Here is a 21,896-nt window from a genome sequence, read left to right as displayed (position 1 = left end):
TTGAGTGTGGTAAGCGCACGACACGCTACGCCTTGCCGAGCCATCGTCTTTTTGATATGTTTGATCGAGGTCTAGAAGTTTGCAGATTATCTGGTTGTGAAATTTCCATCACGATCGACCTCATGCGTCCCCTGGTGACATCTCACACAAGCAGAAAATTATGCTAATTGTGTTTTTTAGGAGCTATTTGTCGATCAGCTCGACATGTCCGGCTACAAGACTGGACGGCGCGAGGTATTGGCCACGCATGTGCAAGTGCAAGTGCAAGTGCAAGCGATACGCGAAGCCAGCATGATGAGCAAGGAACGCAAAGGCACGGGCTTGAGCATCCCGACGGCCAGCGGCCCCATGCTCGCCTGCATCATCGACAGGTCCTACCTGCTGTGGGCGCGCGGCATAGATATCCCCATGCTGAAAGAATCACAGATCGAGGATGGACGGATCAGGATCAAGCCAAGCAAGACACAAAAAAACCAGCGACAAAGCGGTCGATATCGTCGTCACGCCTGAGATTGCCGAAGTGATCGCCCGCGCCCGTGGACTGAAAATCAAGTATGGGCTGATCAGCCAGTTCGTATTCCCGATGCAAAAAGGCGGCGCCTACACCCGCTCCAGCCTTGGTTCGATGTGGGATCGCGCAAAGGAGCGCATTGGCATGAAGGATGATGTGGTGTTCCGCGATATCCGGGCCTTGGCGGCCACGGATGCCGCGCGCAGAGGAGAGAACCGCAGCGATATTCAAAAGCGCCTGGTGCACACATCAGGCAAGACCACGGATATCTACATAAAGGAAGTGATTGCGGATGTTTCCGAGATTCCGATGGCCTTGCCATTGTTAAGTAACGACCAAGGGCCATTGTTGAGTGACGACTAAGGGCCAATGTCAGTTCATTTCGATTCACTTTTCTTAAACAGCTCAGGCAAGGCCTTCAAAACATTTCGCATTAGTTCAGATTCGGCTTTGGCACGTTCAAGGTCCACAGTCGTCTGTCCTTTTTGCAAAATAAAATGTCGTTCAGTTTTGGCTAGTGAATCGAGCGCCACCTTGAGCGAATCGCGATCCGCCGATAAGAGCGCCACCTCGACGGCAATCATTTTTGACTCAAAGTTTGTCAGCTCATTTTGAAAATATTTTATTTCAGAAAGACCATCTCGATAGAGACGCAAGAAGAAGAAAGCAAAAATTTCGATGAAAATGACCAACGAAACTCTCGGGACGACAGGGAGAAGAATATCTCGAACCAAGTCCAATTCTACTGACGGCATAATCAGCTTACCTCCGGTCGCTCGCTCAATTTGGCCGACTGTTTCCCAAAGCATGAAGAGGCCGAGGCCCGTAATTGCCATGCCAATTAATAGGTTGAGGTTAGAGCGAAGGCGTAAATCGCGTATTTCACGCTCAATACGACGTACAGAAGCAAAGCTGGTGCGAAGCTGATCTAATTTAGCTTGGTGCAGGATGCTCTCGCGCAATTCAGCAGCTTTCGCCTCAAAAATATCGGCAATAGCACCAGCGCCAACCTTCTCTTTTAAGGACTCGATAATAGCCTCGCGGGTAGATCGGTCTGCGGTTAGCCCTGACTCTGGAATGGTTGTCGAAAGTTTATCAATCCTTTCTTCTAATTCGCAAATGCGCTCTGTTGCCAGCGTTGTTTCCCTTGCCGTCATTACCGCCAACTCTGGTCCCCGATTTGCTCCAGACTGCAAGTACGTAAACGCCCCCGATAGCGCGCCGCCTCCTAATGCGATGGAACCGACGATTCCTTGGGCGATCCCGAACACATCGCCGAATCGATCAAATGGCAACATGTAACTTATTATCCCAAATATGCTGAAGAAAGCGCTCAATGTATAGGCACGTCTCGTCGCTCGGGCTTGCTGCGCAATACGAAGAGAAAAGTCCATTTCGTTTTCTGATTGGCTCATGCATAACCTTGTGCAATTAATGAAATGATATTTTACCAAATGACAAGATTGGCAAAGTCAAATTACTGACAATTATTCGTCGCCCGGCATTACCGGGTATAAGTCAACTCTTGAGGTCGAACAATGTGGAAGAAGTTCTGCTTCTCCAACCTCAACTACGTTGAGTCGTTCCACAAAATCTTGCGTTCTCTTTTTAGCTGGCATATTGAAGCCACTGCTGCGTAAGCAGTGCCAATCCATGCTTATTACTTTTTCAGTAAGGTAGCAGGTAAATTTATTCCCTGAAAACGGAAAAACCCAGCACCTATATTATACAAACGTATAATATACAGTACTGGGTTTCTATACAGCTTGCGCTGTAACTCCTTGAATCTGATGGTCGGGACGGGAAGATTCGAACTTCCGACCCCATGCACCCCATGCATGTACGCTACCAGGCTGCGCTACGCCCCGACGAGGTGAGAATTATAGCAGAGGCTTTTAGGTTTTTGCCATGCTTTGCGCATGATTCATAGCGAACTGCGCAAAGTTTTTTTTCAGCCTGGGGGCACAGCGTTCTACTCGCCCAGCAGCAATGCCGTCAGGACGATGCGGAAACCGGCGATCAAGGGTTCGACCTTCATGTCCGGATTGTGCACCGCCCGCACGGGCAAGCCCTGGTACATGGCGATCATGGCGTTCAGGCGCCCTTCCAGCATCTCTTCGTCGGCCGGCAAGCCGCGCTTGATGCGCGCATCGCGTATGATCGACAGAAACAGCTTGCGCGAACGCACATCCGCGCAGTGCAACATTTCCGCGATGGCGGGGTTGCGCGACGCTTCGGCAAAAATCTCCAGCGGCATCACCCACGTTTTCGGGTCCAGGCTTTCCAGCACATGCTCGCCAGCATTGTCGACCACGGCCTGCAGCGGGTCTTCGCGCTGCGCCAGGTCCTGCATCAGGTTGGTGACCCGCTCCATGTTCTTCAGGACGAAGGCGGCGATGATCGCATCCTTGCTGTCAAAATAATTATAGATGTGGCCCGCGCTCATGCCGGCCGCCTTGGAGATCTCGGCCATGCTGGCGCCGTGGAAGCCGCGGCGGCTGAAACAGCTTTCGGCCGCATCGAGCACCTGCTTGCGCCGCGTGTTGGCGCGCTCGGGATCCGGATGCTTCTTTTCAACTTGGTTCATGATTTTCCAGTAGCGCGCCGGCCCTGCCCCTGCGGACAAGGGCAAGGCCGGCGTCGGCGTCCCCGTGATTATTGGACGCTGCCAGCCGCCGCGACGGCTGTCTGCTCAGGTTGCCAACCGCCGCCCAGCACCTTGTACAAGGTCACCAGGTTGGTCGATTTGGCCAGGCGCGCCGTGATCAGGCTTTGCTGCGCCGTGTACAGCGCGCGCTGGGCCACCAGGGCGTTCAGGTAGGACTCGGCGCCCTGCTTGTAGCGCGCATCGTGGATGGTGTAGCTCTTCGTCGACGCCTCGACCAGCGAAACCTGCGATTGCAGGCGCTCGTCGATGGTGCCGCGCTGGGCCAGCGCATCGGACACTTCACGGAAGGCGACCTGGATCGCCTTTTCGTATTGCGCCACGGAAATTTCACGCTGCACCTTGGCGATATCGAGGTTGGCGCGGTTCACGCCGCCATCGAAGATCGGCAAGCTGATCTGCGGAATGAAGCTCCACGTGCCGCTGCCCGCCTTGAACAGACCCGACAGGTTGTCGCTCAGCGAACCGGCCGTGGCCGTCAGCGAAATGCGCGGGAAGAAGGCCGCGCGCGCCGCGCCGATGTTGGCGTTGGCAGCACGCAAGGTGCGCTCGGCAGCCAGCACGTCGGGACGGCGTTGCAACACGTCCGACGGCACGCCGGACGGAATGTCCGCCAGGGCCGTCACGGCGCCGAACTCGGCTGGCGGCAGCAAGTCGGCCGGCACGGGGCCGCCCACCAGCAGGACCAGCGCGTTTTGATCCAGCGCCACCTGGCTCGTGAAGACAGCCACGTCGGAACGGGCCGACTCGACGCTGGTCTGGGCATCGTACTTGTCCAGGCCGGAAGTCGCACCGGCACTGAAGCGGCGCACGGCCAGGTCATACGACGACTGCTGGCTCTTCAAGGTATCTTGCGCCACGCGCAGGCGCTGCTGGTCGGCCACCAGGTTCAGATAGGTGCTGGCCACTTCGCCCACCAGGCTGATCTGCTGTGCACGGCGTGCTTCTTCCGTGCCCAGATATTGTTCCAGCGCGCTGTCGGACAGGCTGCGCACGCGGCCGAAGAAGTCCAGCTCGTAGGCCGAGACGCCCAGGTTCGCCGTGTACTGGCGATTGATGGACGCTTCGCCGTTGGCGCTGGCGTTCTTCGGCACGCGGCTGGCCGACTGACCGCCGGACGCCGACAGGGTCGGGATCAGCGCGGCGCGCTCGATGCCATACGTGGCGCGCGCCTTCTCGATGTTGAGGATCGAGACGCGCAGGTCGCGGTTGTTGGCCAGCGCCAGTTCCAGTACCTGGCGCAAGCGCGCATCGGCAAAGAACTCGCGCCAGGCGACGTCCGCCACCGGCTTGGCGTCGGCGGCGGCCGTGTCGGCCTTGTAGGAAGGACCGGTCGGCCACGCCGTGGGCGCCGGCGCTGCCGGACGCTCATACGTGGGAGCCAGGCTGCAACCGGCCAGCAAGGCCAGTGCCGCCATGGAGAGTAGTGATTTTTTCATATTAATGTGCATCCTTGGAAAGCGTGACGGCTGGCGAGCCAGGCGTCGCCGGCGTGGCGGGCGCGTCCGGCTTCGAGAAGAAGCCGCGCACCAGCACGAAGAATACCGGCACGAAGAAGATACCGAGGAAGGTGGCCGTCAACATACCGCCCAGCACGCCGATACCGATGGCGTTCTGGCTGCCGGAACCGGCGCCGCTGGAGATGGCCAGTGGCAACACGCCCAGGCCGAAGGCAATCGAGGTCATCAGAATCGGACGCAGACGCAGACGCACCGCATGCAAGGTCGCGTCCAGCAGCGACATGCCCGATTCCTGCATTTCCTTGGCAAACTCCACAATCAGAATCGCGTTCTTCGCCGACAGGCCCACCACCGTGAGCAAGCCCACCTGGAAGTACACGTCGTTCGACAGGCCGAACATCCACGTACCGAGCACGGCGCCGATCACGCCCAGCGGTACCACCAGCAGCACGGAGAACGGGATCGACCAGCTTTCATACAGCGCAGCCAGGCACAGGAACACGATCAGCAGGGACAGCGCATACAGCTGCGGCGTCTGCGAACCGGATTCGCGCTCTTCCAGCGAGACGCCGGTCCAGCTGAAACCGATGCCAGGCGGCAACTTGGCGACCATTTCTTCCATCGCGTTCATGGCCGCGCCCGTGCTCTGGCCCGGCGCCGGCGTACCGAGGATCTCTACCGACGGCAAGCCGTTGTAGCGTTCCAGGCGTGGCGAGGCGTAAATCCACTTGCCGGTGGCAAAGGCCGAGAACGGTACCATCTGGCCAGCGGTATTGCGCACGAACCACTTGTTCAAGTCTTCCGGCAGCATGCGCGATTCGGCATTGCCTTGCATGAAGACTTTCTTCACGCGACCACGGTCGAGGAAGTCGTTGACATATGAACTACCCCAGCCCACGCTCAGCACGCGGTTGATTTCCGAGAGCTGCAAGCCCAGCGCGGTGGCTTTCTGCTGGTCGATGTCGATCTTGTACTGCGGCGTATCTTCCTGGCCGTTCGGGCGCACGCCGACCATGGCCGGATTCTGCGACGCCATGCCCAGCAACTGGTTACGCGCCGCCATCAGAGCGTCATGCCCGACACCGCCGATATCTTGCAGCTGCATGTCGAAACCGGTGGCGTTACCCAGTTCCAGCACGGCAGGCGGGGCGAACGTAAACACCATCGCATCCTTGATCTGCAACAACTTGCCCATGGCGCGACCGGCCACGGCCGGCGCTTTTTGCGCCACGTCCTTGCGCAGCGACCAGTCTTTCAGGCGCACGAAGGCGATACCTGTATTCTGGCCGTTACCGCCGAAGCTGAAACCGGCGACGGCAAACACGGAAGCGACGTTGTCTTTCTCGCTGTTCATGAAGTGGTCTTCGACCTGCTCGATCACTTTCAGGGTGCGCTCTTGCGTGGCGCCCGTCGGCAATTGAATCTGCGTAAACAGGATGCCCTGGTCTTCTTCCGGCAGGAAGGAGGTCGGCAGGCGCATGAAGACGAATACCAGACCGGCCAGCAAGATGACATACAACAGCATCGAACGGCCGCGGTGACGAATCATGCTGCCAACCACGCTCTGGTACTTGTTGCTGCTGCTGTCGAAGCTGCGGTTGAACCAGCCGAAGAAACCCTTGTTGCTGGCGTGATGGCCCTTCTCGACCGGCTTGAGCAAGGTGGCGCACAAGGCTGGCGTAAACACCAGCGCGACAACCACTGAGAGCACCATCGACGAGACGATGGTGATCGAGAACTGGCGGTAAATCACGCCCGTCGAACCGCCAAAGAAGGCCATCGGCACGAACACGGCCGACAGCACCATGGCGATACCGACCAGCGCGCCCGTGATCTGCGTCATGGACTTGCGCGTCGCTTCCAGCGGCGACAAGCCCTCTTCGCTCATCACGCGCTCGACGTTTTCCACCACCACGATGGCATCATCGACCAGCAGACCGATGGCCAGCACCATGGCGAACATGGTGAGCGTGTTGATCGAATAGCCGAACGCATTCAGGATGCCGAAGGTACCGAGCAGCACGACCGGCACGGCCATGGTCGGGATCAAGGTGGCGCGGAAGTTTTGCAGGAACAGATACATCACCAGGAATACCAGGATGACCGCTTCGACCAGCGTCTTGACCACTTCTTCGATCGACAGTTTCACGAACGGGGTGGTGTCGAACGCCACCTGGTAGCTCATGCCTTCAGGGAATTGCTTGCTCAGGTTGCCCAGCATGGCTTTCGCCGCATTCGCCGTATCGAGTGCATTCGCGCCCGTCGCCAGCTTGATCGCCACGCCGGTGGCCGCATGGCCGTTGTAGCGGGCCACGGTGTTGTAGTTCTCACGGCCCAGTTCCATGCTGGCCACGTCCTTCAGGTACACCATGGCACCGTTGGTCGTGGTTTTCAGCAAGATGGCGCCGAACTGCTCCACCGTTTGCAAGCGGCTTTGCGCCGACACGGTCGCGTTCAGCTGCTGGCCCTTGACGGACGGCGTGCCGCCCAGTTCACCGGCCGACACTTCGGCATTCTGCGCCTGCACGGCCGTGATCACGTCCGCCGGGGTCAGGTTGAAGCTTTGCAGCTTGGCCGGGTCGAGCCAGATACGCATGGCGTACTGCGAACCGAACAGTGTCACATCGCCCACACCGGCAACACGGCTGAGCGGATCGACGACGTTGGCGGCAACATAGTCGCTCAAGTCGGTCTGGTCCATCTTGCCGTTTTCGGAAATGAAGCCGAACACCATCAGGAAGTTCTTCGTGGCTTTCGACACGACCAGGCCTTGCTGCGTGACAGCCGTCGGCAGCAGTGGCGTGGCCAACTGCAGCTTGTTCTGTACCTGCACCTGGGCGATGTCGGGATTGGTGCCGCTGCTAAACGTCAGCGTGATGCTGATGCCGCCAGTGGCATCGCTCGACGAGGCCATGTAGCGCAAGCCGTCGATACCCTTCATCTTTTGTTCGATGACCTGGGTGACAGCATCTTCCACGGTCTTGGCGGAGGCGCCAGGGTAGGAGCCGCTGATCGAAATCGACGGCGGGGCGATGCTCGGGTACTGCGCGATCGGCAGGCTGAGGATCGAAATCACGCCGGCAAGCATGATCACGATCGCGACCACCCAGGCAAAAATCGGGCGGTCAATGAAAAAACGGGCCATTAATATTCTCCTGAATTAGTGGGCGCTGGCAGCCGATGCGGCGGCAGAAGCGGCGGCGGCAGGAGCAGGAGCAGCTTCAGCCTTGGCCGGCACGGCAACGGCGGGCGCGCCTGGCTTGACTTTTTGCAAGCCTTCCACGATCACGCGGTCGCCTGCGGCCAGGCCGGACGTCACCAGCCAGTTGGTGCCGACGGTGCCGCTGGTGGTCAGCACGCGCTGCTCGACCTTGTTTTCCTTGTTCAGGATCAAGGCGGTTGCCTGACCCTTCTGGTTGCGCGTCACGCCCACTTGCGGCACGGTAATGGCTTTTTCATCCACGCCCGTTTCCAGCTGCGCACGCACGTACATGCCTGGCAGCAATTCGCCTTTCGGGTTCGGGAACAGCGCACGCAAGATCACGTTGCCGGTGGTCGGATCGACCGTCACGCCGGCGAACTGCAGCTTGCCCGGTTCGCTGTATTTGCTGCCGTCCGGCAGGATCAGGTCGACCTTGGCCTGGCCATCGCCCACTTTCTTCAGCGAGCCGTCAGCCATCTGGCGTTTCAGGCGCAGCAGGTCGGTGCTCGACTGGGTCACGTCGACATACATCGGGTCGAGTTGCTGCACCGTCGTCAGCGCTTCGGCCTGGCCTGCCGTCACCAGCGCGCCGGCCGTCACGGACGAGCGGCTGGTGCGGCCGCTGATCGGTGCCGTCACGGTGCTGTAGCGCAGGTTGATGTTGGCCGATTCCAGCGCCGCAGTAGCGGACTCGACGTCTGCCTTGGCTTGCTCGAACGCAGCGATGGCATCATCGTATTCCTGGCGGCTCACGCCTTCGATGGCAACCAGTTCCTTGTAGCGCGAGGCTTTCGGACCGGCCGTCAGCAAGTTGGCCTTGGCTTTCGACAGCGCGGCCTTGGCCGAATTGGCGGCAGCCTGGTAGGTGGCGGAATCGATCTGGTACAGGGCCGTGCCCGCTTTCACATCGCTACCCTCGACAAACAGGCGCTTCTGGATCAAACCGCCGACTTGCGGGCGCACATCGGCGACCTGGTAGGCATTCGTACGGCCGGGCAATTCGGCGCTCATCGGCAACGCGGCCGGATTAACAGTAAACACGACCACCTGTGGCGCTTGCTGCGCGTGAGGTGCTTCCTGTTTTTTACCGCAGCCGGCCATGATTACAGTGGCGCACAGAACGGCAATAGCGCCGCTCGTACGCGGCGACGTCAATGAAAAGGTTGGTTGCATCTTGGACTTTCTGAAAAAGAAGCTGGCTAGTGTCGTTAGAAATGACTAAATTTATTAACGCAGATCAAAGAATGAACGATCATTCTAAAATCGTCAAGCATCGTTACAATTGAAACATAGCAACTAACAAGCTAATTAAATTATCAATACAGCAATAAATAGAGGACAGCAACAGCGTCGGCACACCAGCAAAGTCAAACAAAAACCTGGTGGACGGCGGCAATATGGCAAAGCGGGAAGGTTGGATTGAATGGATACTGTAGCAGGGTAATGCGTTTTTTGCTGAAGCGGCGATCATGTGTGCAACACTTCCCGGCACGGCCAAGCCCACCGCCATGAATATTTACCAATGGTATCGAAAAGACATGCCCCGGCAGACGCGCTACTATCCTGTCAACGGCGTGGCAAAGCGGGGGCGCGATGATGACAGCACAGGCGCAAGGGCAAGTGCAAGGAGCGCAAGGAACGGCGCAACACGGGGGCGCGAGCGGCCCCGACGCGCCACCACTGCTGTCGACGGGTGTCCCCGGCCTCGACACCGTACTCACGGGCGGCTTGCTGGCCGAGCGCCTGTACCTGCTCGAAGGCGTGCCAGGCACAGGCAAGACCACCCTGGCGCTGCAATTTCTGGCTGAAGGCGCGCGCAGCGGCGCGCCCGTGCTGTATCTCGCCTTGGCAGAGTCCGAGATCGAGCTGCGCGGCGCCGCGCTGTCGCATGGCTGGGACCTGGCCGGCATCGCCATCGAAGAGGTGGCGCCCAGCGACGACATGCTCGACCCCGAGCGCCAGTACACCATCTTCCATCCGTCCGAAATCGAGCTGGCCTCGACCAACCAGCGCATCCTGGCCGCCATCGACAAGCACCGCCCGGCGCGCCTGGTGCTCGATTCGCTGTCCGAACTGCAGTTGCTGGCGGAAAATCCCCTGCGCTACCGGCGCCAGGTAGTGGCATTGAAGCAATACCTGGCCAGTCGGCACTGCACCACCATCCTGATCGATGACCGTTCCCCGCTCGACGACGGCTTGCAAGTGCGTAGCGTGGCCCATTGCGTGATCTCGCTAGAGCTGCAAAACCAGGCGTATGGCAATGACCGGCGCCGCGTGCGGGTGGTGAAATACCGGGGCGTGCCGTTTCGCAGCGGCACGCACGACTACAAGATCGCCCGTGACGGCCTGGTCGTCTATCCGCGCCTGGTGGCAGCCGATACGCGGCGCGATGGCGACCATCGGCGCCTGTCGAGCGGCGTGCCCGAACTCGACGCCATGACAGGCGGCGGCCTGGAAGAAGGCACGAGCACCCTCATTTCCGGCCCCGCCGGCAGCGGCAAGTCCACCCTGGCGGCGCAATTCGTGCACGCGGCAACGGGCCGCGGCGAACCGTGCGCCATGTTCCTGTTCGAAGAAGCGCGCAGCAAGCTGCTGAACCGGGCCGACAACGTGGGCATGCGCCTGCAGGCGGCGCTCGACACAGGCTTGCTGAGCGCACAGCAGATTGATCCGGCCGAGCTGACACCGGGCGAATTCGCCCAGGCCGTGGTCGACGCGGCGGGACGGGGCGCCCGCGTGATCGTCATCGATAGCCTGAACGGCTACATGCATGCGGTGCCCGATGAGCGCTTCCAGAGCACCTACCTGCATGAACTGCTCAATTACCTGGGCCAGTGCGGCGTGGTCACCCTGCTTGTCGGCGTGCAGCAAAACATGCTGGGCAACTACATGACCACCTCGGCCGACGCCAGCTACCTGGCCGACAGCGTCATCATGCTGCGCTATTACGAAACGGAAGGCGAGGTGCGGCAAGCCATTTCCATCTTCAAGGAACGCGGCTGCGCGCACGAACGCAGCAGCCGCCGCTTCGAAATCAGCCCGCAGGGCATCCGCATCGGCCCGGCCCTGGCCGGTTTTCACGGCATCCTGTCGGGCTTGCCCTAGAAATTGCCATGGAGCAGCGCATCCTGATCTACGCGCCTGCCGGCCAGGATGCCGCCCTGGCCGGCACGGTATTCGCAAGCAGCGCCATCGCCAGCCACGCCTGCCGCTCTCCCGGCGATCTGGCCGAGCAGCTGGCGCTGGGCGCCGGCGGCGTGCTGACGGTGGACGAAGCGCTGCAAGCAGGCGTCTACTCCGTGCTCGACGCTTACGCCCGGCAGCAGCCGGACTGGTCCGACTTGCCCATCATCCTGCTGACGCACGCGGGGCTCGATTCCCTGTCTTTGCGGCAAGCCATTGCCACCCTGGGCAACCTGACCCTGCTGGAACGCCCCGTGCACATATTGACCCTGATCACGTCGGCGCACGCCATGCTGCGCGCGCGCCAGCGCCAGTACCAGGTGCGCGAGACGCAGCGGCGCAAGGATGAATTCCTTGCCAGTCTCGGGCATGAACTGCGCAATCCGCTGGCGCCCATCAAGTCCTCCGTGGCCCTGCTCAAACGCCTGTTCCCGGCATCCGAGCAGGTCGGCAAGGTGAGCGACGTGATCGAACGCCAGGTGACGCACCTGACGCGGCTGGTGGATGACTTGCTCGACGTGGCGCGCATCACCAGCGGGAAGGTGTTGCTGCAGCGCAAGGAGTTTGAGCTACAGCAAGTGCTCGACCATGTGAGCGAGCTGTGCCAGCCTGCGGCAAGCAAGCGGCACATCCGCATCACCCTCGATCTGCCACCGCATGCCGTGACCTTGCACGCCGACTACGCCAGGGTGGTGCAAATCTTTGCCAACATCGTCTCGAATGCCGTGAAGTTCACGCCGGACGGCGGCCACATCCACATCACGGCACACCAGGCGCAAGACCAGTTGCAGGTGGTCATCGAAGACAATGGCATCGGCATCGAGCCGGATGCCATCGCGCGCATCTTTTCCATGTTCGAACAGGGACGCACGGTGGTGGGCGAAATGACCAGCGGCCTGGGCATTGGCCTCAGTCTGGCGCGCCAATTTGCCGAGCTGCACGGTGGCAGCATCGACGCCTGCAGCGACGGCCCCGGCCGTGGCAGCCGCTTCATCGTCACCTTGCCGGCCAGCGCCAGCGACATCCCGGCCGCCACGCCGGCCGCCGCCGGCAGCGAGTCGCCCGCCAGCGCACACCAGCCGCTGCAAGTGCTGGTGGTGGACGACAACCGCGATGCGGCCGATACCTTGCAAAGCCTGTTCCAGCTGGAGGGCTATGCCGCCAAGGTCGCGTATGGCGGCGCGCAGGCGCTGGCAGCGGTCGACATGGCCTGGCCGCAACTAATCGTGATGGATCTGGGCATGCCGGGCATGGATGGCTACGAAGCGGCGCGCCAGATCCGCCAGCGCGCGCAAGGGCGCGACGCGCTGCTGATCGCTCTGACGGGCTGGGGCCAGGGCGAAGCGCGCGCACGCACGGAGCAGGCCGGTTTCGACCACCACCTGACGAAGCCGGTGGATTTCGCCGCCATCGCCGCCCTGCTGCACGCGCACCTGGCGCAGCGCGCGGGCGCCGCTACGCGAGCGGAATGACGTTTATTTCCACTTGCCGCGCAATTCCTGCACCTTTTGCTGCAACAACTCCGGCGTGGCGGCCTCGGGCGCCACGGGCATGCCCACGGCTAGCGACAGACGCGAGCGCAAGCCTGCCTTGAAGGCGCGCTCGAACAAATGGCCATTGCGGTGGCTCAACAGATGGCCCCACAAGCCGCGCAGCGCCAGCGGAATCACGGGTACCTTGCTGCGTTCGACGATCTTGGCGATACCGCCCTTGAATTCGCTGATCTGGCCCGTGCGCGTCAGCTTGCCTTCGGGGAAGATGCACACCAGTTCCCCCTGGTGCAGCGCTTGCGCGATATCGATGAAGGCCTTTTCCATCAGGAAAGGATCTTCCTTGGCCGGCGCGATGGGGATCGCCTTGGCCGTGCGGAAGATCCAGCCCATCAGCGGCATCTTGAAGATGCGGTGGTCCATGACGAAGCGGATCGGGCGCGGGCTGGCCGCCATGATGACGATGGCGTCCACATAGCTGACGTGATTGCACACCAGCACGGCTGCGCCTTCTGTGGGGATGCGCTCGCCATCGACGACTTTGACGCGGTGCACGGTCTGGATGAGTATCCACGCCAGGAAGCGCATGAGGAATTCCGGCACCAGCGAGAAGATGTAGGCCGCCACCAGCGCGTTCAGAATGGCCGTGACGAGGAACAGCTGCGGAATCGTGAAACCCTGGCCCAGCAGCACGATGGCCACGCCGGCCGCCGCCACCATGAACAGGGCATTCAAGATATTCATGCCGGCAATCGTGCGTGAAATGTGTTTCGGGTCGCAGCGCGTCTGGATCAGGGCGAACAGGGGCACGATGAAGAAGCCGCCAAACACGCCGATCATGACGATGTCGAGCAAAATGCGTGGCACGCCCGCCTGGCCCACAAAAGCCAGCGCGTCGACCACTTGCGTATTTGCATAGGCATTGCTGGCGAAATACAGGTCGATGCCGAACAGCGACAAGCCGATGGAGCCGAACGGCACCAGGCCGATCTCGATCTTGTGGCCAGACAAGCGTTCGCACAGCAAAGAACCCGTGCCGATGCCGACGGAAAACACCGTCAGCAACAGTACGAAGACGCTGTGGTCGCCATGCAGGAAATCCTTCGAGTACACAGGGAACTGCGCCAGGATCAGGGCGCCGTAAAACCAGAACCAGGAGTTGCCCAGCATGGCCAGGAAGACGGGACGGTTCTTGCGCGAAAAATTCAGGTTGCGGAACGATTCGGCGACAAAGTTCAGGCTCACCTTCAAGTCCGGCTCGGGCGCGGGCGTGTGCGGCACGCGGTAGCTGGCGATCAGCCCGAAAATGGCCACGGCAATCGTCGCGCCGGCCACCAGTTCCACGCCCAGCGGCTTGTGCACGATCAAGACGGCGCCGAGGATTTCGCCCAATAAAATGCCGACAAAGGTGCCCATCTCGATCAGGCCATTACCGCCGACCAACTCCTCGCGTTTCAGCTGCTGCGGCAGATATGCATACTTGACGGGACCAAACAGGGTCGAATGCACGCCCATGCCGACCACGGCCGCTACCAGCAGCCACAGGGTATGCGTCATCCAGCCTGCGGCGGCCACGGCCATGATGGCCAGCTCCATCCATTTGACGAAACGCGCCAGGCCCGCCTTTTCAAACTTGTCGGCCAGCTGGCCCGCCGTGGCCGAAAACACGACATAGGGCAGGATGAACAGGCCGGGGATCAGGTTGGTGATGGTGGACGGGTCGAGCGTGGTCCAGCTCAGCGCGTCATAGGCGAGGATCACCATCAGCGCCGTCTTGAACAGATTGTCGTTGAAGGCACCAAAGAACTGGGTCCAGAAAAAGGGCCCGAAACGGCGCTGCGACAATAAGGAAAACTGGCTACTTTGACTCATGGCATGGGGAACTGGCAATTAAGGAATTGCTAAAATACAGCACTATCCTGCGCACGACAATCTGAATGTCGTCATCTTGCTCGGCGTCAATACGGAAAACAGCCTGTCGCGTCATGCTCGCCTTGCCGCCGCACGCGCTTCCTGGCACTTGCCCAGCCACAACAGAAATCGCTTGTTTCTTAATAATAAGGTAATGTGCGCATATCGCTGGCGCCCCTGCCTGCCCCTCCCGGAAAGCTGCCTCCATGTTTGGAATGACATCATTGACCATCCTGGCCTTGCTGGTCACCGCCTTCGTGCTGGTGCTGCAGCACCGCAGAAAAGTAGCGGATCTGGAGTTGCTGACGGCGCGCTTGCGCAAGGAAGTCGACGCCATCGGGCAGCGCCTGCGAGCACTGGAAGGCCAGGCCGAAGCGCCGGCCGCAGGGACCGTCGTGCCCATCGCACCCGCCGTACCCGCTAGCGCGGCGCCAGTGGCAGTGCCGACACCCTTGCCGCCGCCCACACCCGAGCCGCAAGCGGCCGCGATCAAGGTGACCGAACTGGCGAAGGTCACGCCGGCTGCAGTCCCCGCACCTGCCGCACCCTTGCCGCCGAAACCAGCCCCGCCGATTCCAGCCAAGCCAGTTCCTGCCGTACCGAACACCCCATCCTGGATCGCGCACCCGGACGGTCTCGTTGCCAAGGCGAAGAACTGGTTATTTACCGGCAACCTGGTTGCCAAGCTGGGCTTGCTGATCCTCTTCCTCGGCGTCAGCTTCCTGCTCAAATACGTGTCGGCACAGGTGACGCTGCCCATCGAGCTGCGCCTGGCCGGCATCGCACTGGCCGACATCGCCCTGCTGGCCTGGGCCTGGCGCATCCGGCTCCAACGCCCCGGCATCAGCTTGCCGCTGCAGGGCACGGCGCTGGCGATATTGATGCTGGTGACGTTTGGCGCCTTCCGCCTGTATGAACTGATTCCGGCGGGCCTGGCGTTTGCCGTGCTGTTCGTGCTGACGGCGTTCACGTGTTTGCTGGCCGTGCTGCAAAACGCCGTCTGGCTGGCCGTCTTCGGCATCGTCGGCGGTTTTGCCGTGCCCTTGCTCGTGTCGACGGGCAGCGGCAATCATATCGGCCTGTTCAGCTATTACGCGCTGCTCAATGCGGGCGTCTTCGCCATCGCCCTGAAACGCGCCTGGCGCGTCCTGAATGTGCTCAGCTTTGGCTTCACCTTTGTCGTCGCCACCACCTGGGGCCTGCTGCGCTATACGCCCGAGCACTACCTGTCGACGCAGCTGTTTTTGATCCTGTTCGTGCTGTTCTATATCGGCATCGCCATTGCCTACTGCGCACGCCAGGCGCCGCGCCTCAAGCATTACGTGGATGGCACCCTCGTCTTCGGCACGCCGCTGGCGGCCATGGGCCTGCAATACGGGCTGGTGCGGCACTTTGAATTTGGCCTGGCGTTTTCCGCGCTGCTTGCCGGTCTGACCTACACGGGACTGGCCGTGGCGCTCTGGCGCAGGAACGGTTTCAAACTGCTGGCCGAAGCCTTCCTCGCGCTGGGCATCGTGTTTGGCACGCTGGCCATCCCGTTTGCACTAGATGGCCGCTGGACGTCCGCCGCCTGGGCGCTGGAAGGCGCGGGCATCGTCTGGGTCGGCTTGCGCCAGCGCCAGACCCTGGCCTGGGCCTTCGGCCTGCTGGTACAGGCGGCAGCCTGGATCTCCTTCCTCGTCGCCATGCAAGGACTCGATACGGCAGCTGCCCTGCAGGCCAACATCTGGCTCGGCTGCGCGCTGCTGGCCGCCGCCGCGCTGGTGATGGCCTACAATTTCCGCCGCCACGCCAGCCACCTGTATCCGGAATTCATGCGCAGCCTGTCCGTGCTCTTCCTGACGGCCGCCACGGCCTGGCTGCTGGGTGGCCTGTGGAGCGAAATCCTGCTGCGCACGGATGCTGCCACGCAACTGAACCTGCTCACCGTCAGCGCCCTGGGCGTGGCCGCCCTGCTGGCGGCGCTGGCGCGGCGCGAACAATGGCATGCGCCGCGCGCCCTGCTGCTGGCAGTGCAGGTACTGGCCGGCATGGTCATGCTGAGCCGCGCCAGCTGGGCCTGGGACCAGCATCCGGCCAACCTGTTCCACGGCTCCTTCCTCAGCGCCCTGCTGCTGGGCGCCGCCGCCTTTGCCAGCGCCCGTTTCCTGGCGCTGCGCGCGCGCGGCGGCGACGCGCTGCTGGCCCTGGTAGCGCGGCCCCTGCTGGTCTGGAGCGGCTTGCTGTGGTTTGCCGCCATCCTCGTGCCCTTCACCAGCTGGCTGCTGCGCCTGATCGACGGCGACTTGGAGCTGCAAGCGCACGCGGGCGAGCACTGGCTGGCGCTGTACCTGATCGCCGTGTGCGTCACGACGCCCGCGTTCGCCGTCCTGGCGCGGCGCCTGGACTGGCCGCCACTGCGCTGGTTCAGCGTGGCCGCCTGGCTCGGTTTGGGCATGTGGAGCGCCAACCTGCTGCTGGCGCTGTATCTGCGCGACTACCTGCCGACGGGCTTGAGCTGGCTGGCCCTGGCCGGCGCCCTGGCGGCCGGCGAATACCTGCTGCTGGCCTGGCCGCAAGCGGGCTGGCAACTCGACGTGCGAGCGCTGCGTTTCTTGCATACGCTGCGCACGGCCGCGCCCTGGCTGATGCTGTGGCCCGTGGGCGCCATGTACGTCAACGCCTGGCTGGCACGCCACGAAGACAGCGTCAGCCCTGCCTGGGCCCGCTACTTGCCGGCCTGGGCCATGATGCTGGCGCTGGCCTGGCTGATCCGCCGCTGCCGCGCGGGCGCCTGGCCGGTGGCGCCAATTGCCGCATGGTACCAACGCACCCTGATACCGCTGGGCGCCCTGTGGTCGCTGCTGCTGATCGCCGTGTGGAATATTGTCGACGACGGCGCCATGGCACCGCTGCCCTATTTGCCACTGCTCAATCCGCTGGACCTGAGCACGGGCTTTGCCATCCTGCTGGCCATCGCCAGCTACCGCTTGCTGCCAGCAAAACAAGTGCCATTGCCCGCCCTGTGGCAAGCGCGTTTGCCCGCCGTGGCCGCCTGCTGCGTGTATGTCTGGTTCAACCTGATGCTGCTGCGCACGGTCTCGCACTATCTGGGCGTGCCATACACCTTTGACGCCATGCTGGCCTCGCAGTTCGTGCAAGCCATGCTGTCGCTGGTGTGGAGCGTCACGGCCCTGCTGCTGATGCGCCACGCGGCGCGCCAGCAGCGGCGCCAGCAATGGAGCATGGGTGCCGTGCTGCTGGGGCTGGTCGTGCTGAAACTGTTCCTGATCGACCTGTCGAACGTGGGCGGCATCGAACGCATCATCTCCTTTGTCGGTGTCGGCTTGCTGATGGTCTTGATCGGCTACCTGGCGCCCTTCCCCAAGGCTGCCGCGCCAGCGCCAGCCGAACCTCAGCAAGGAGCCGCATGAAAGCCTCATTGATCTGCTGCAGCCTGCTGGTGACAGGCGCCGCGCTGGCCGGTCCTGGCCAGGACCGGCCACAGGACTACGGCTGGAGCATGCCGATGACCGTGCCGGCCGGCGCAGGCATTGTCCAGCTTTCCCTGCCCCGGGAAGTCTACCTGCACGCCAGCTCGGTCAGCCTGGCCGACCTGCGCCTGTTCGACGCCGACGGCAAGCGCCTGGCCTATGCCATCGGCGCGCCACCGGCGCAATCGGCCACGCAGCGCACGAACATTCCAGCCCGCATTTTCCCCGTGACGGGCGCGCCTGCAACTGGCGATGGCTTGCAAGGCATCGACATCCGCACGGCCGACGATGGCCGGCTGCTGTCGGTCAGCACGCGGGCCGGCACGGCAGCGACCGGGGCGGCGCTGCAAGCGCTGATCCTCGACTTGGGCAAGCAAACGCAAGACAAGCGCATCGCCGCCTTGCGCTTCACGCCACCGGCCCGTACGGACAATTACAGTGCGCAAGTACTGCTGGAAGTAAGCGATGACCTGAAGCAATGGGACGCCATCGGCACCACCACCCTGAATTGGCTCAGCAACAGCGACACGCAAACCCTGGCCAACGACAGCATCGCCTTTGCGCCACGCGCTTTCCACTACGCGCGCCTGAGCTGGCAAGCGGGCGAACCGCTGGCCTTTGCGGCGATTACGGCGCAAGCCGTCAGCGAAACGGACATCGCCGCGCCGCACGCCAGCGTCGTGCTGCAAGGTTTGCCCGGCAAGCAGGCGAATGAATGGCGCTACGCCACGCCCCTCGCCATTCCCGCCGACAGCATCGCCCTGCAATTGACGCAGACCAATACGGTGCTGCCCGTGACTCTGGGCGTGTATCGCCAGAACAGCTATGTTCCCCGGCACCGGCTGCACCTGCGCCAGCACGCGCGTCCCGCGCAAGGCGTATATTTCGATCCCCTGCTGAGCACGACGTTTTACCGCATCGGCCTCGACGGCAAGGAACGGATCTCGGGCGATCTGGCCATGCCCGTGACGCAGACCGGAGAATGGGTACTAAAGACATCCACGGAACACCCGCTCTCCGCCGACAATGCACCCACCTTGCGCCTGGGCTGGACACCAGCCACTGTCGTCTTCCTGGCCAGCGGCAAGCAGCCCTACCAGCTGGCATTCGGCAACAGCGACGCCGCCGCCGTCGCGCAACCGCTGTCGCAGGTGGCGCCCGGCTTCAAGGCGGATGAATTGCTGGCGCTGAAGACGGCCAGCGCCGGCCCGCTCCAGACCAACGCCGGCGCTGAAGCCCCTCCACGCGTCACCAAGGACGGGGCACCGTGGCGCCTGGCCGCACTGTGGGCCGCACTGCTGCTGGGCGTGGCCGTGCTGGGCTTTTTTGCCTGGCGCTTGCTGTCGCAGATGAAAGAGGAACAAGGAAGTGCCGACAAGCACGAGCATTAGCCTGACCGCGACATCGCCACCGCTACTGCCGCAGCAGTGCCTTGAACGTCTGCGGCATCCACGGCCGCGCCGCCAGCATGAAGCTGATGGCCAGGCGCTCGTCGCCAGGCAGGCGCGCGTCTTCCTGGTGTTGCTGCGAGAATTCCACCGCCACTTGCTTCAATCGCTCCAGCAAGGCTGCCGTGGATTTCTTCGACAACATCACGTTCACCAGGCGCAGCAATTCTGTCTCGCCATCGAATTGCGAATTCAGGTAATCGCCATACGCTTCCTTTTTGAAATAGGTATGAATCGGGCCATTCGGTATCCACGCAAACGTGCGCGCCACCAGCAGTTTGACCCGGTTATTCGGCAGCAGTTCCAGAAAACCGATCTTGTCGAGGCGCAGCAGGTATTTCACGGCTTGCGCCTCGCTGATGTCGTAGATGGCGACGATCTGTTCCAGCGGCAACAAGTTCAGGGCGGAGACGGCCACCACGAACAGCCTGGTGTCTTCGATGATTTCCTTTTCCTGCGCATACGTCAGCCCCGTGATCAGGGTCGGTGCGGCATGCGCCGCCTGCACGGCCATCGCCAGCTGCTGGAAATCGCTGCCCACGGCCACCAGTATCTGGTCCAGCCGCTGCAGGGTGAATTGCTTCTGCGAAAACATCCGCTTGACGCTGGCTTCGGACACGCCGATGCGCTGGGCCAGTTCGGCGTACGTGACGGCGCGCGCTTTCAACAGGCGTTTCAAGGCTTCGATCAAGGCGTGGGTTTGCGGCATGCACTTCCTTTATAAAAATTGCATCGGTTCCAACGGTAAAAAAGTAGCGCAATACGCTACCTGCGGTATGCCTGCCCGCTACGAGTAGCGTTTTCATTGACCAATTGCCCACAGTCTACAATGATGGCGTTGCCACTTGGCACACTTGAAGGAGAAACACATGAAACGCTTGCTGCCCCTCTGCCTGTCCCTGTCGCTGTTGACGTTCTCCGTAACCGCTCCCGGCCTGGTCCATGCCGCCGCCTCGGAGAACCTGTCGAAAGGCTCGCAAAACCTCAGCCAGGGCTCCGCCGTCGTCGTCGCAGGTTCCATGTCGATGCTGGTCGCTTCCGGCCAGGTGGTCGTCGCCAGCGTGGAAACGGTGGGCGAAGGCATCGTCATCGTGCTGAAAGGCGCGTCCGAAGCGGGCGGCGCTTCCATCCAGATGAGCACGCAAGCAGCCAAGGGCCTGTCGCTGGCGGCCGGCACCGTGGTCAACGTGGTGGCGCTGTCCACCGGCCATATGCTGGTTCTTTCCGGCAAGGCCATCGCCTTTATCCCGAACGAACTGGGCAAGGCCCTGCTGCACCACTCCAAAGTGTAACTCCCCCATGCAAAGCCACTATCCCATGAAACATCTGCTCGCCATCGCCGTGCTGTGCGCTGCCACCCTGCATGTCCAGGCCGCCAACTCCGACACCACCAATGCCTCCGACAACGCCAGCATGGCCTCGGCCATCGTGCTGGTCGGCTCCATGTCGGTGCTGGCCGCCGCCGGTGAAATCGTCATCGACAAGGTGGAAGACGTGGCCGACGGCAGCGTCCTCGTGCTGAAAAGCGCAGCCAGGGGCGCATCTTCCGCCGCCACGGCCTCCGTCAAGCTGAGCCAGAAGGCCACGCAAGGCCTGTCGCTGTCGGCCGGCACGGTGGTCAAGGTGGTGGCCGTCTCGACGGGCCACATGCTGCTGCTGTCGGGCAAGGCCATCGCCTATGTGCCGAACGCGGCCGGCAATGCCATCCTCCACCATTCGAAAGCGTGAACCCCATGAAACGCCTGACCGTGATGATCATCAGCCTGGCCCTGGCCGGCGCCGCCCATGCGGGGCGCTCGTGCGAGGAAAAACCAACGGATGCGAGCACCCTCGTCAAATCGATGGAGCTGGCGCAAAAGACCCTGCAGGCGCTCGATGCCTCCGGCGCGCAAGTGGCGCTGGTGGCGCGCGCCGGGCAAGACCTGTCGAAGTACAATTTGCGCTATTCGCACATGGCGCTGGCCTGGCGCGACCACCCGAAAGGGCGCTGGCTGGTGGTGCATGAACTCAATGAGTGCGGCACGGCGCAATCGTCGCTGTACAACGAAGGCTTGGGCAATTTCTTCATGGACGATGTGTTCATGTATGAAACCTTGATCCTGGTTCCCGGCCAGGATACGCAGCAGCAACTGGTGCGCCTGCTGACCAGCAACACGCCCAAGCGCCTGCATGAGCCGCACTACAATATGCTGGCCTACCCGTTTTCCACCAAGTACCAGAACTCGAACCAGTGGGTACTGGAAACCCTGGCCGCGGCCAGCAACGAGCCTGGCAAGATCGAAACGCGCGCCGAAGCGCAAGGCTGGCTGCGCAGCGCCAGCTACGCGCCGCAAACGCTGAGCATCCCCGCCGCCACGCGCCTGGGCGCGCGCATGTTCCGCGCGAATATCGCTTTTGACGACCACCCGTTCGAGCGCCGCATGACGCGCCAGATCGACGTCGTCACCGTCGACTCCATCGTGCGCTTCATGCGCCAGCGCGAACCGAAGGTGCAGGAAATCGTGGTACGGGGAAACTAAGGACGTTGCAGCACGGACGAGGTGGCCAGGATGG

Annotated in this window: 16 protein-coding genes and 1 tRNA gene; 9 read left to right on the top strand and 8 right to left on the bottom strand. The window is 62.0% G+C overall.

Features of this window, described 5'->3' with window-relative positions; translation table 11 throughout:
- Nucleotides 1–204 precede the first annotated feature (204 nt).
- Entirely contained in the window at nucleotides 205–510 is a 306-nt protein-coding gene (locus ACP7EG_RS01980) for a hypothetical protein (RefSeq protein ID WP_426086212.1), read from the top strand.
- Entirely contained in the window at nucleotides 434–874 is a 441-nt protein-coding gene (locus tag ACP7EG_RS01975; protein ID WP_426086211.1) for a tyrosine-type recombinase/integrase, read from the top strand. Before ACP7EG_RS01980 ends, ACP7EG_RS01975 begins: the two co-directional genes overlap by 77 nt.
- A 14-nt stretch (nucleotides 875–888) precedes the next feature.
- Here the strand turns inward: ACP7EG_RS01975 and ACP7EG_RS01970 are convergent, their stop codons facing one another.
- From ACP7EG_RS01970 to ACP7EG_RS01945, 6 genes are all read right to left on the bottom strand, one after another.
- A complete protein-coding gene (locus tag ACP7EG_RS01970) occupies nucleotides 889–1,926 on the bottom strand; it encodes a hypothetical protein (protein WP_426086210.1) in 1,038 nt (345 codons plus the stop codon).
- A gap of 376 nt (nucleotides 1,927–2,302) precedes the next feature.
- Nucleotides 2,303–2,379 (bottom strand) — tRNA-Pro (locus ACP7EG_RS01965).
- Nucleotides 2,380–2,483: 104 nt separating this feature from the next.
- Nucleotides 2,484–3,098, bottom strand: a complete 615-nt coding sequence (locus ACP7EG_RS01960) for a TetR/AcrR family transcriptional regulator (RefSeq protein ID WP_426086209.1) — start codon at nucleotides 3,096–3,098, stop codon at nucleotides 2,484–2,486.
- Nucleotides 3,099–3,166: 68 nt separating this feature from the next.
- Nucleotides 3,167–4,615 carry an AdeC/AdeK/OprM family multidrug efflux complex outer membrane factor gene (gene adeC / locus ACP7EG_RS01955; protein ID WP_096237121.1) on the bottom strand — a complete coding sequence of 483 codons (1,449 nt, stop codon included), beginning with the start codon at nucleotides 4,613–4,615 and terminating at the stop codon, nucleotides 3,167–3,169.
- Nucleotide 4,616: 1 nt separating this feature from the next.
- Nucleotides 4,617–7,781 (bottom strand): efflux RND transporter permease subunit, encoded by a 3,165-nt coding sequence (locus tag ACP7EG_RS01950; RefSeq protein ID WP_426086208.1) that lies wholly within the window; start codon nucleotides 7,779–7,781, stop codon nucleotides 4,617–4,619.
- A gap of 15 nt (nucleotides 7,782–7,796) precedes the next feature.
- Entirely contained in the window at nucleotides 7,797–9,011 is a 1,215-nt protein-coding gene (locus tag ACP7EG_RS01945) for an efflux RND transporter periplasmic adaptor subunit (protein WP_426086207.1), read from the bottom strand.
- Between the two features lie 423 nt (nucleotides 9,012–9,434).
- On the opposite strand from ACP7EG_RS01945, the gene ACP7EG_RS01940 reads away from it, so the two are divergent.
- Complete coding sequence (locus tag ACP7EG_RS01940; RefSeq protein ID WP_426087119.1) at nucleotides 9,435–10,943, top strand: ATPase domain-containing protein; 1,509 nt, start codon at nucleotides 9,435–9,437, stop codon at nucleotides 10,941–10,943.
- Nucleotides 10,944–10,951: 8 nt separating this feature from the next.
- Nucleotides 10,952–12,493 (top strand): hybrid sensor histidine kinase/response regulator, encoded by a 1,542-nt coding sequence (locus ACP7EG_RS01935; protein WP_426086206.1) that lies wholly within the window; start codon nucleotides 10,952–10,954, stop codon nucleotides 12,491–12,493.
- A gap of 3 nt (nucleotides 12,494–12,496) precedes the next feature.
- Here ACP7EG_RS01935 and ACP7EG_RS01930 read toward each other — a convergent pair whose 3' ends face one another.
- Entirely contained in the window at nucleotides 12,497–14,383 is a 1,887-nt protein-coding gene (locus ACP7EG_RS01930; RefSeq protein ID WP_426086205.1) for an MFS transporter, read from the bottom strand.
- A gap of 254 nt (nucleotides 14,384–14,637) precedes the next feature.
- Here ACP7EG_RS01930 and ACP7EG_RS01925 point away from each other — a divergent pair, with 254 nt between their 5' ends.
- Together ACP7EG_RS01925 and ACP7EG_RS01920 are read left to right on the top strand one after the other, a co-directional pair.
- Complete coding sequence (locus tag ACP7EG_RS01925; RefSeq protein WP_426086204.1) at nucleotides 14,638–17,835, top strand: DUF2339 domain-containing protein; 3,198 nt, start codon at nucleotides 14,638–14,640, stop codon at nucleotides 17,833–17,835.
- Nucleotides 17,832–19,286 carry a DUF3999 family protein gene (locus ACP7EG_RS01920; RefSeq protein ID WP_426086203.1) on the top strand — a complete coding sequence of 485 codons (1,455 nt, stop codon included), beginning with the start codon at nucleotides 17,832–17,834 and terminating at the stop codon, nucleotides 19,284–19,286. Before ACP7EG_RS01925 ends, ACP7EG_RS01920 begins: the two co-directional genes overlap by 4 nt.
- 22 nt (nucleotides 19,287–19,308) lie before the next feature.
- On the opposite strand, the gene ACP7EG_RS01915 is transcribed toward ACP7EG_RS01920, so the two are convergent.
- Nucleotides 19,309–20,052 carry a helix-turn-helix domain-containing protein gene (locus ACP7EG_RS01915; protein WP_426086202.1) on the bottom strand — a complete coding sequence of 248 codons (744 nt, stop codon included), beginning with the start codon at nucleotides 20,050–20,052 and terminating at the stop codon, nucleotides 19,309–19,311.
- Nucleotides 20,053–20,212: 160 nt separating this feature from the next.
- Between ACP7EG_RS01915 and ACP7EG_RS01910 the strand changes: the two genes are divergently transcribed.
- From ACP7EG_RS01910 to ACP7EG_RS01900, 3 genes are read left to right on the top strand one after another with little or no spacing between them, the layout of a single operon-like run.
- Nucleotides 20,213–20,635 (top strand): hypothetical protein, encoded by a 423-nt coding sequence (locus tag ACP7EG_RS01910; protein WP_426086201.1) that lies wholly within the window; start codon nucleotides 20,213–20,215, stop codon nucleotides 20,633–20,635.
- Between the two features lie 25 nt (nucleotides 20,636–20,660).
- The gene (locus tag ACP7EG_RS01905) at nucleotides 20,661–21,071 is read left to right on the top strand and encodes a hypothetical protein (RefSeq protein WP_426086199.1); all 411 of its coding nucleotides are present in this window, start codon (nucleotides 20,661–20,663) and stop codon (nucleotides 21,069–21,071) included.
- A gap of 5 nt (nucleotides 21,072–21,076) precedes the next feature.
- Entirely contained in the window at nucleotides 21,077–21,862 is a 786-nt protein-coding gene (locus tag ACP7EG_RS01900) for a DUF2145 domain-containing protein (protein ID WP_426086197.1), read from the top strand.
- Nucleotides 21,863–21,896 lie beyond the last annotated feature (34 nt).

It is taken from the genome of Janthinobacterium sp. PSPC1-1 (assembly GCF_049897625.1).
Classification (GTDB): Bacteria; Pseudomonadota; Gammaproteobacteria; order Burkholderiales; family Burkholderiaceae_D; genus Janthinobacterium; species Janthinobacterium tructae.
This window is presented reverse-complemented; position numbering and strand designations above follow the sequence as displayed.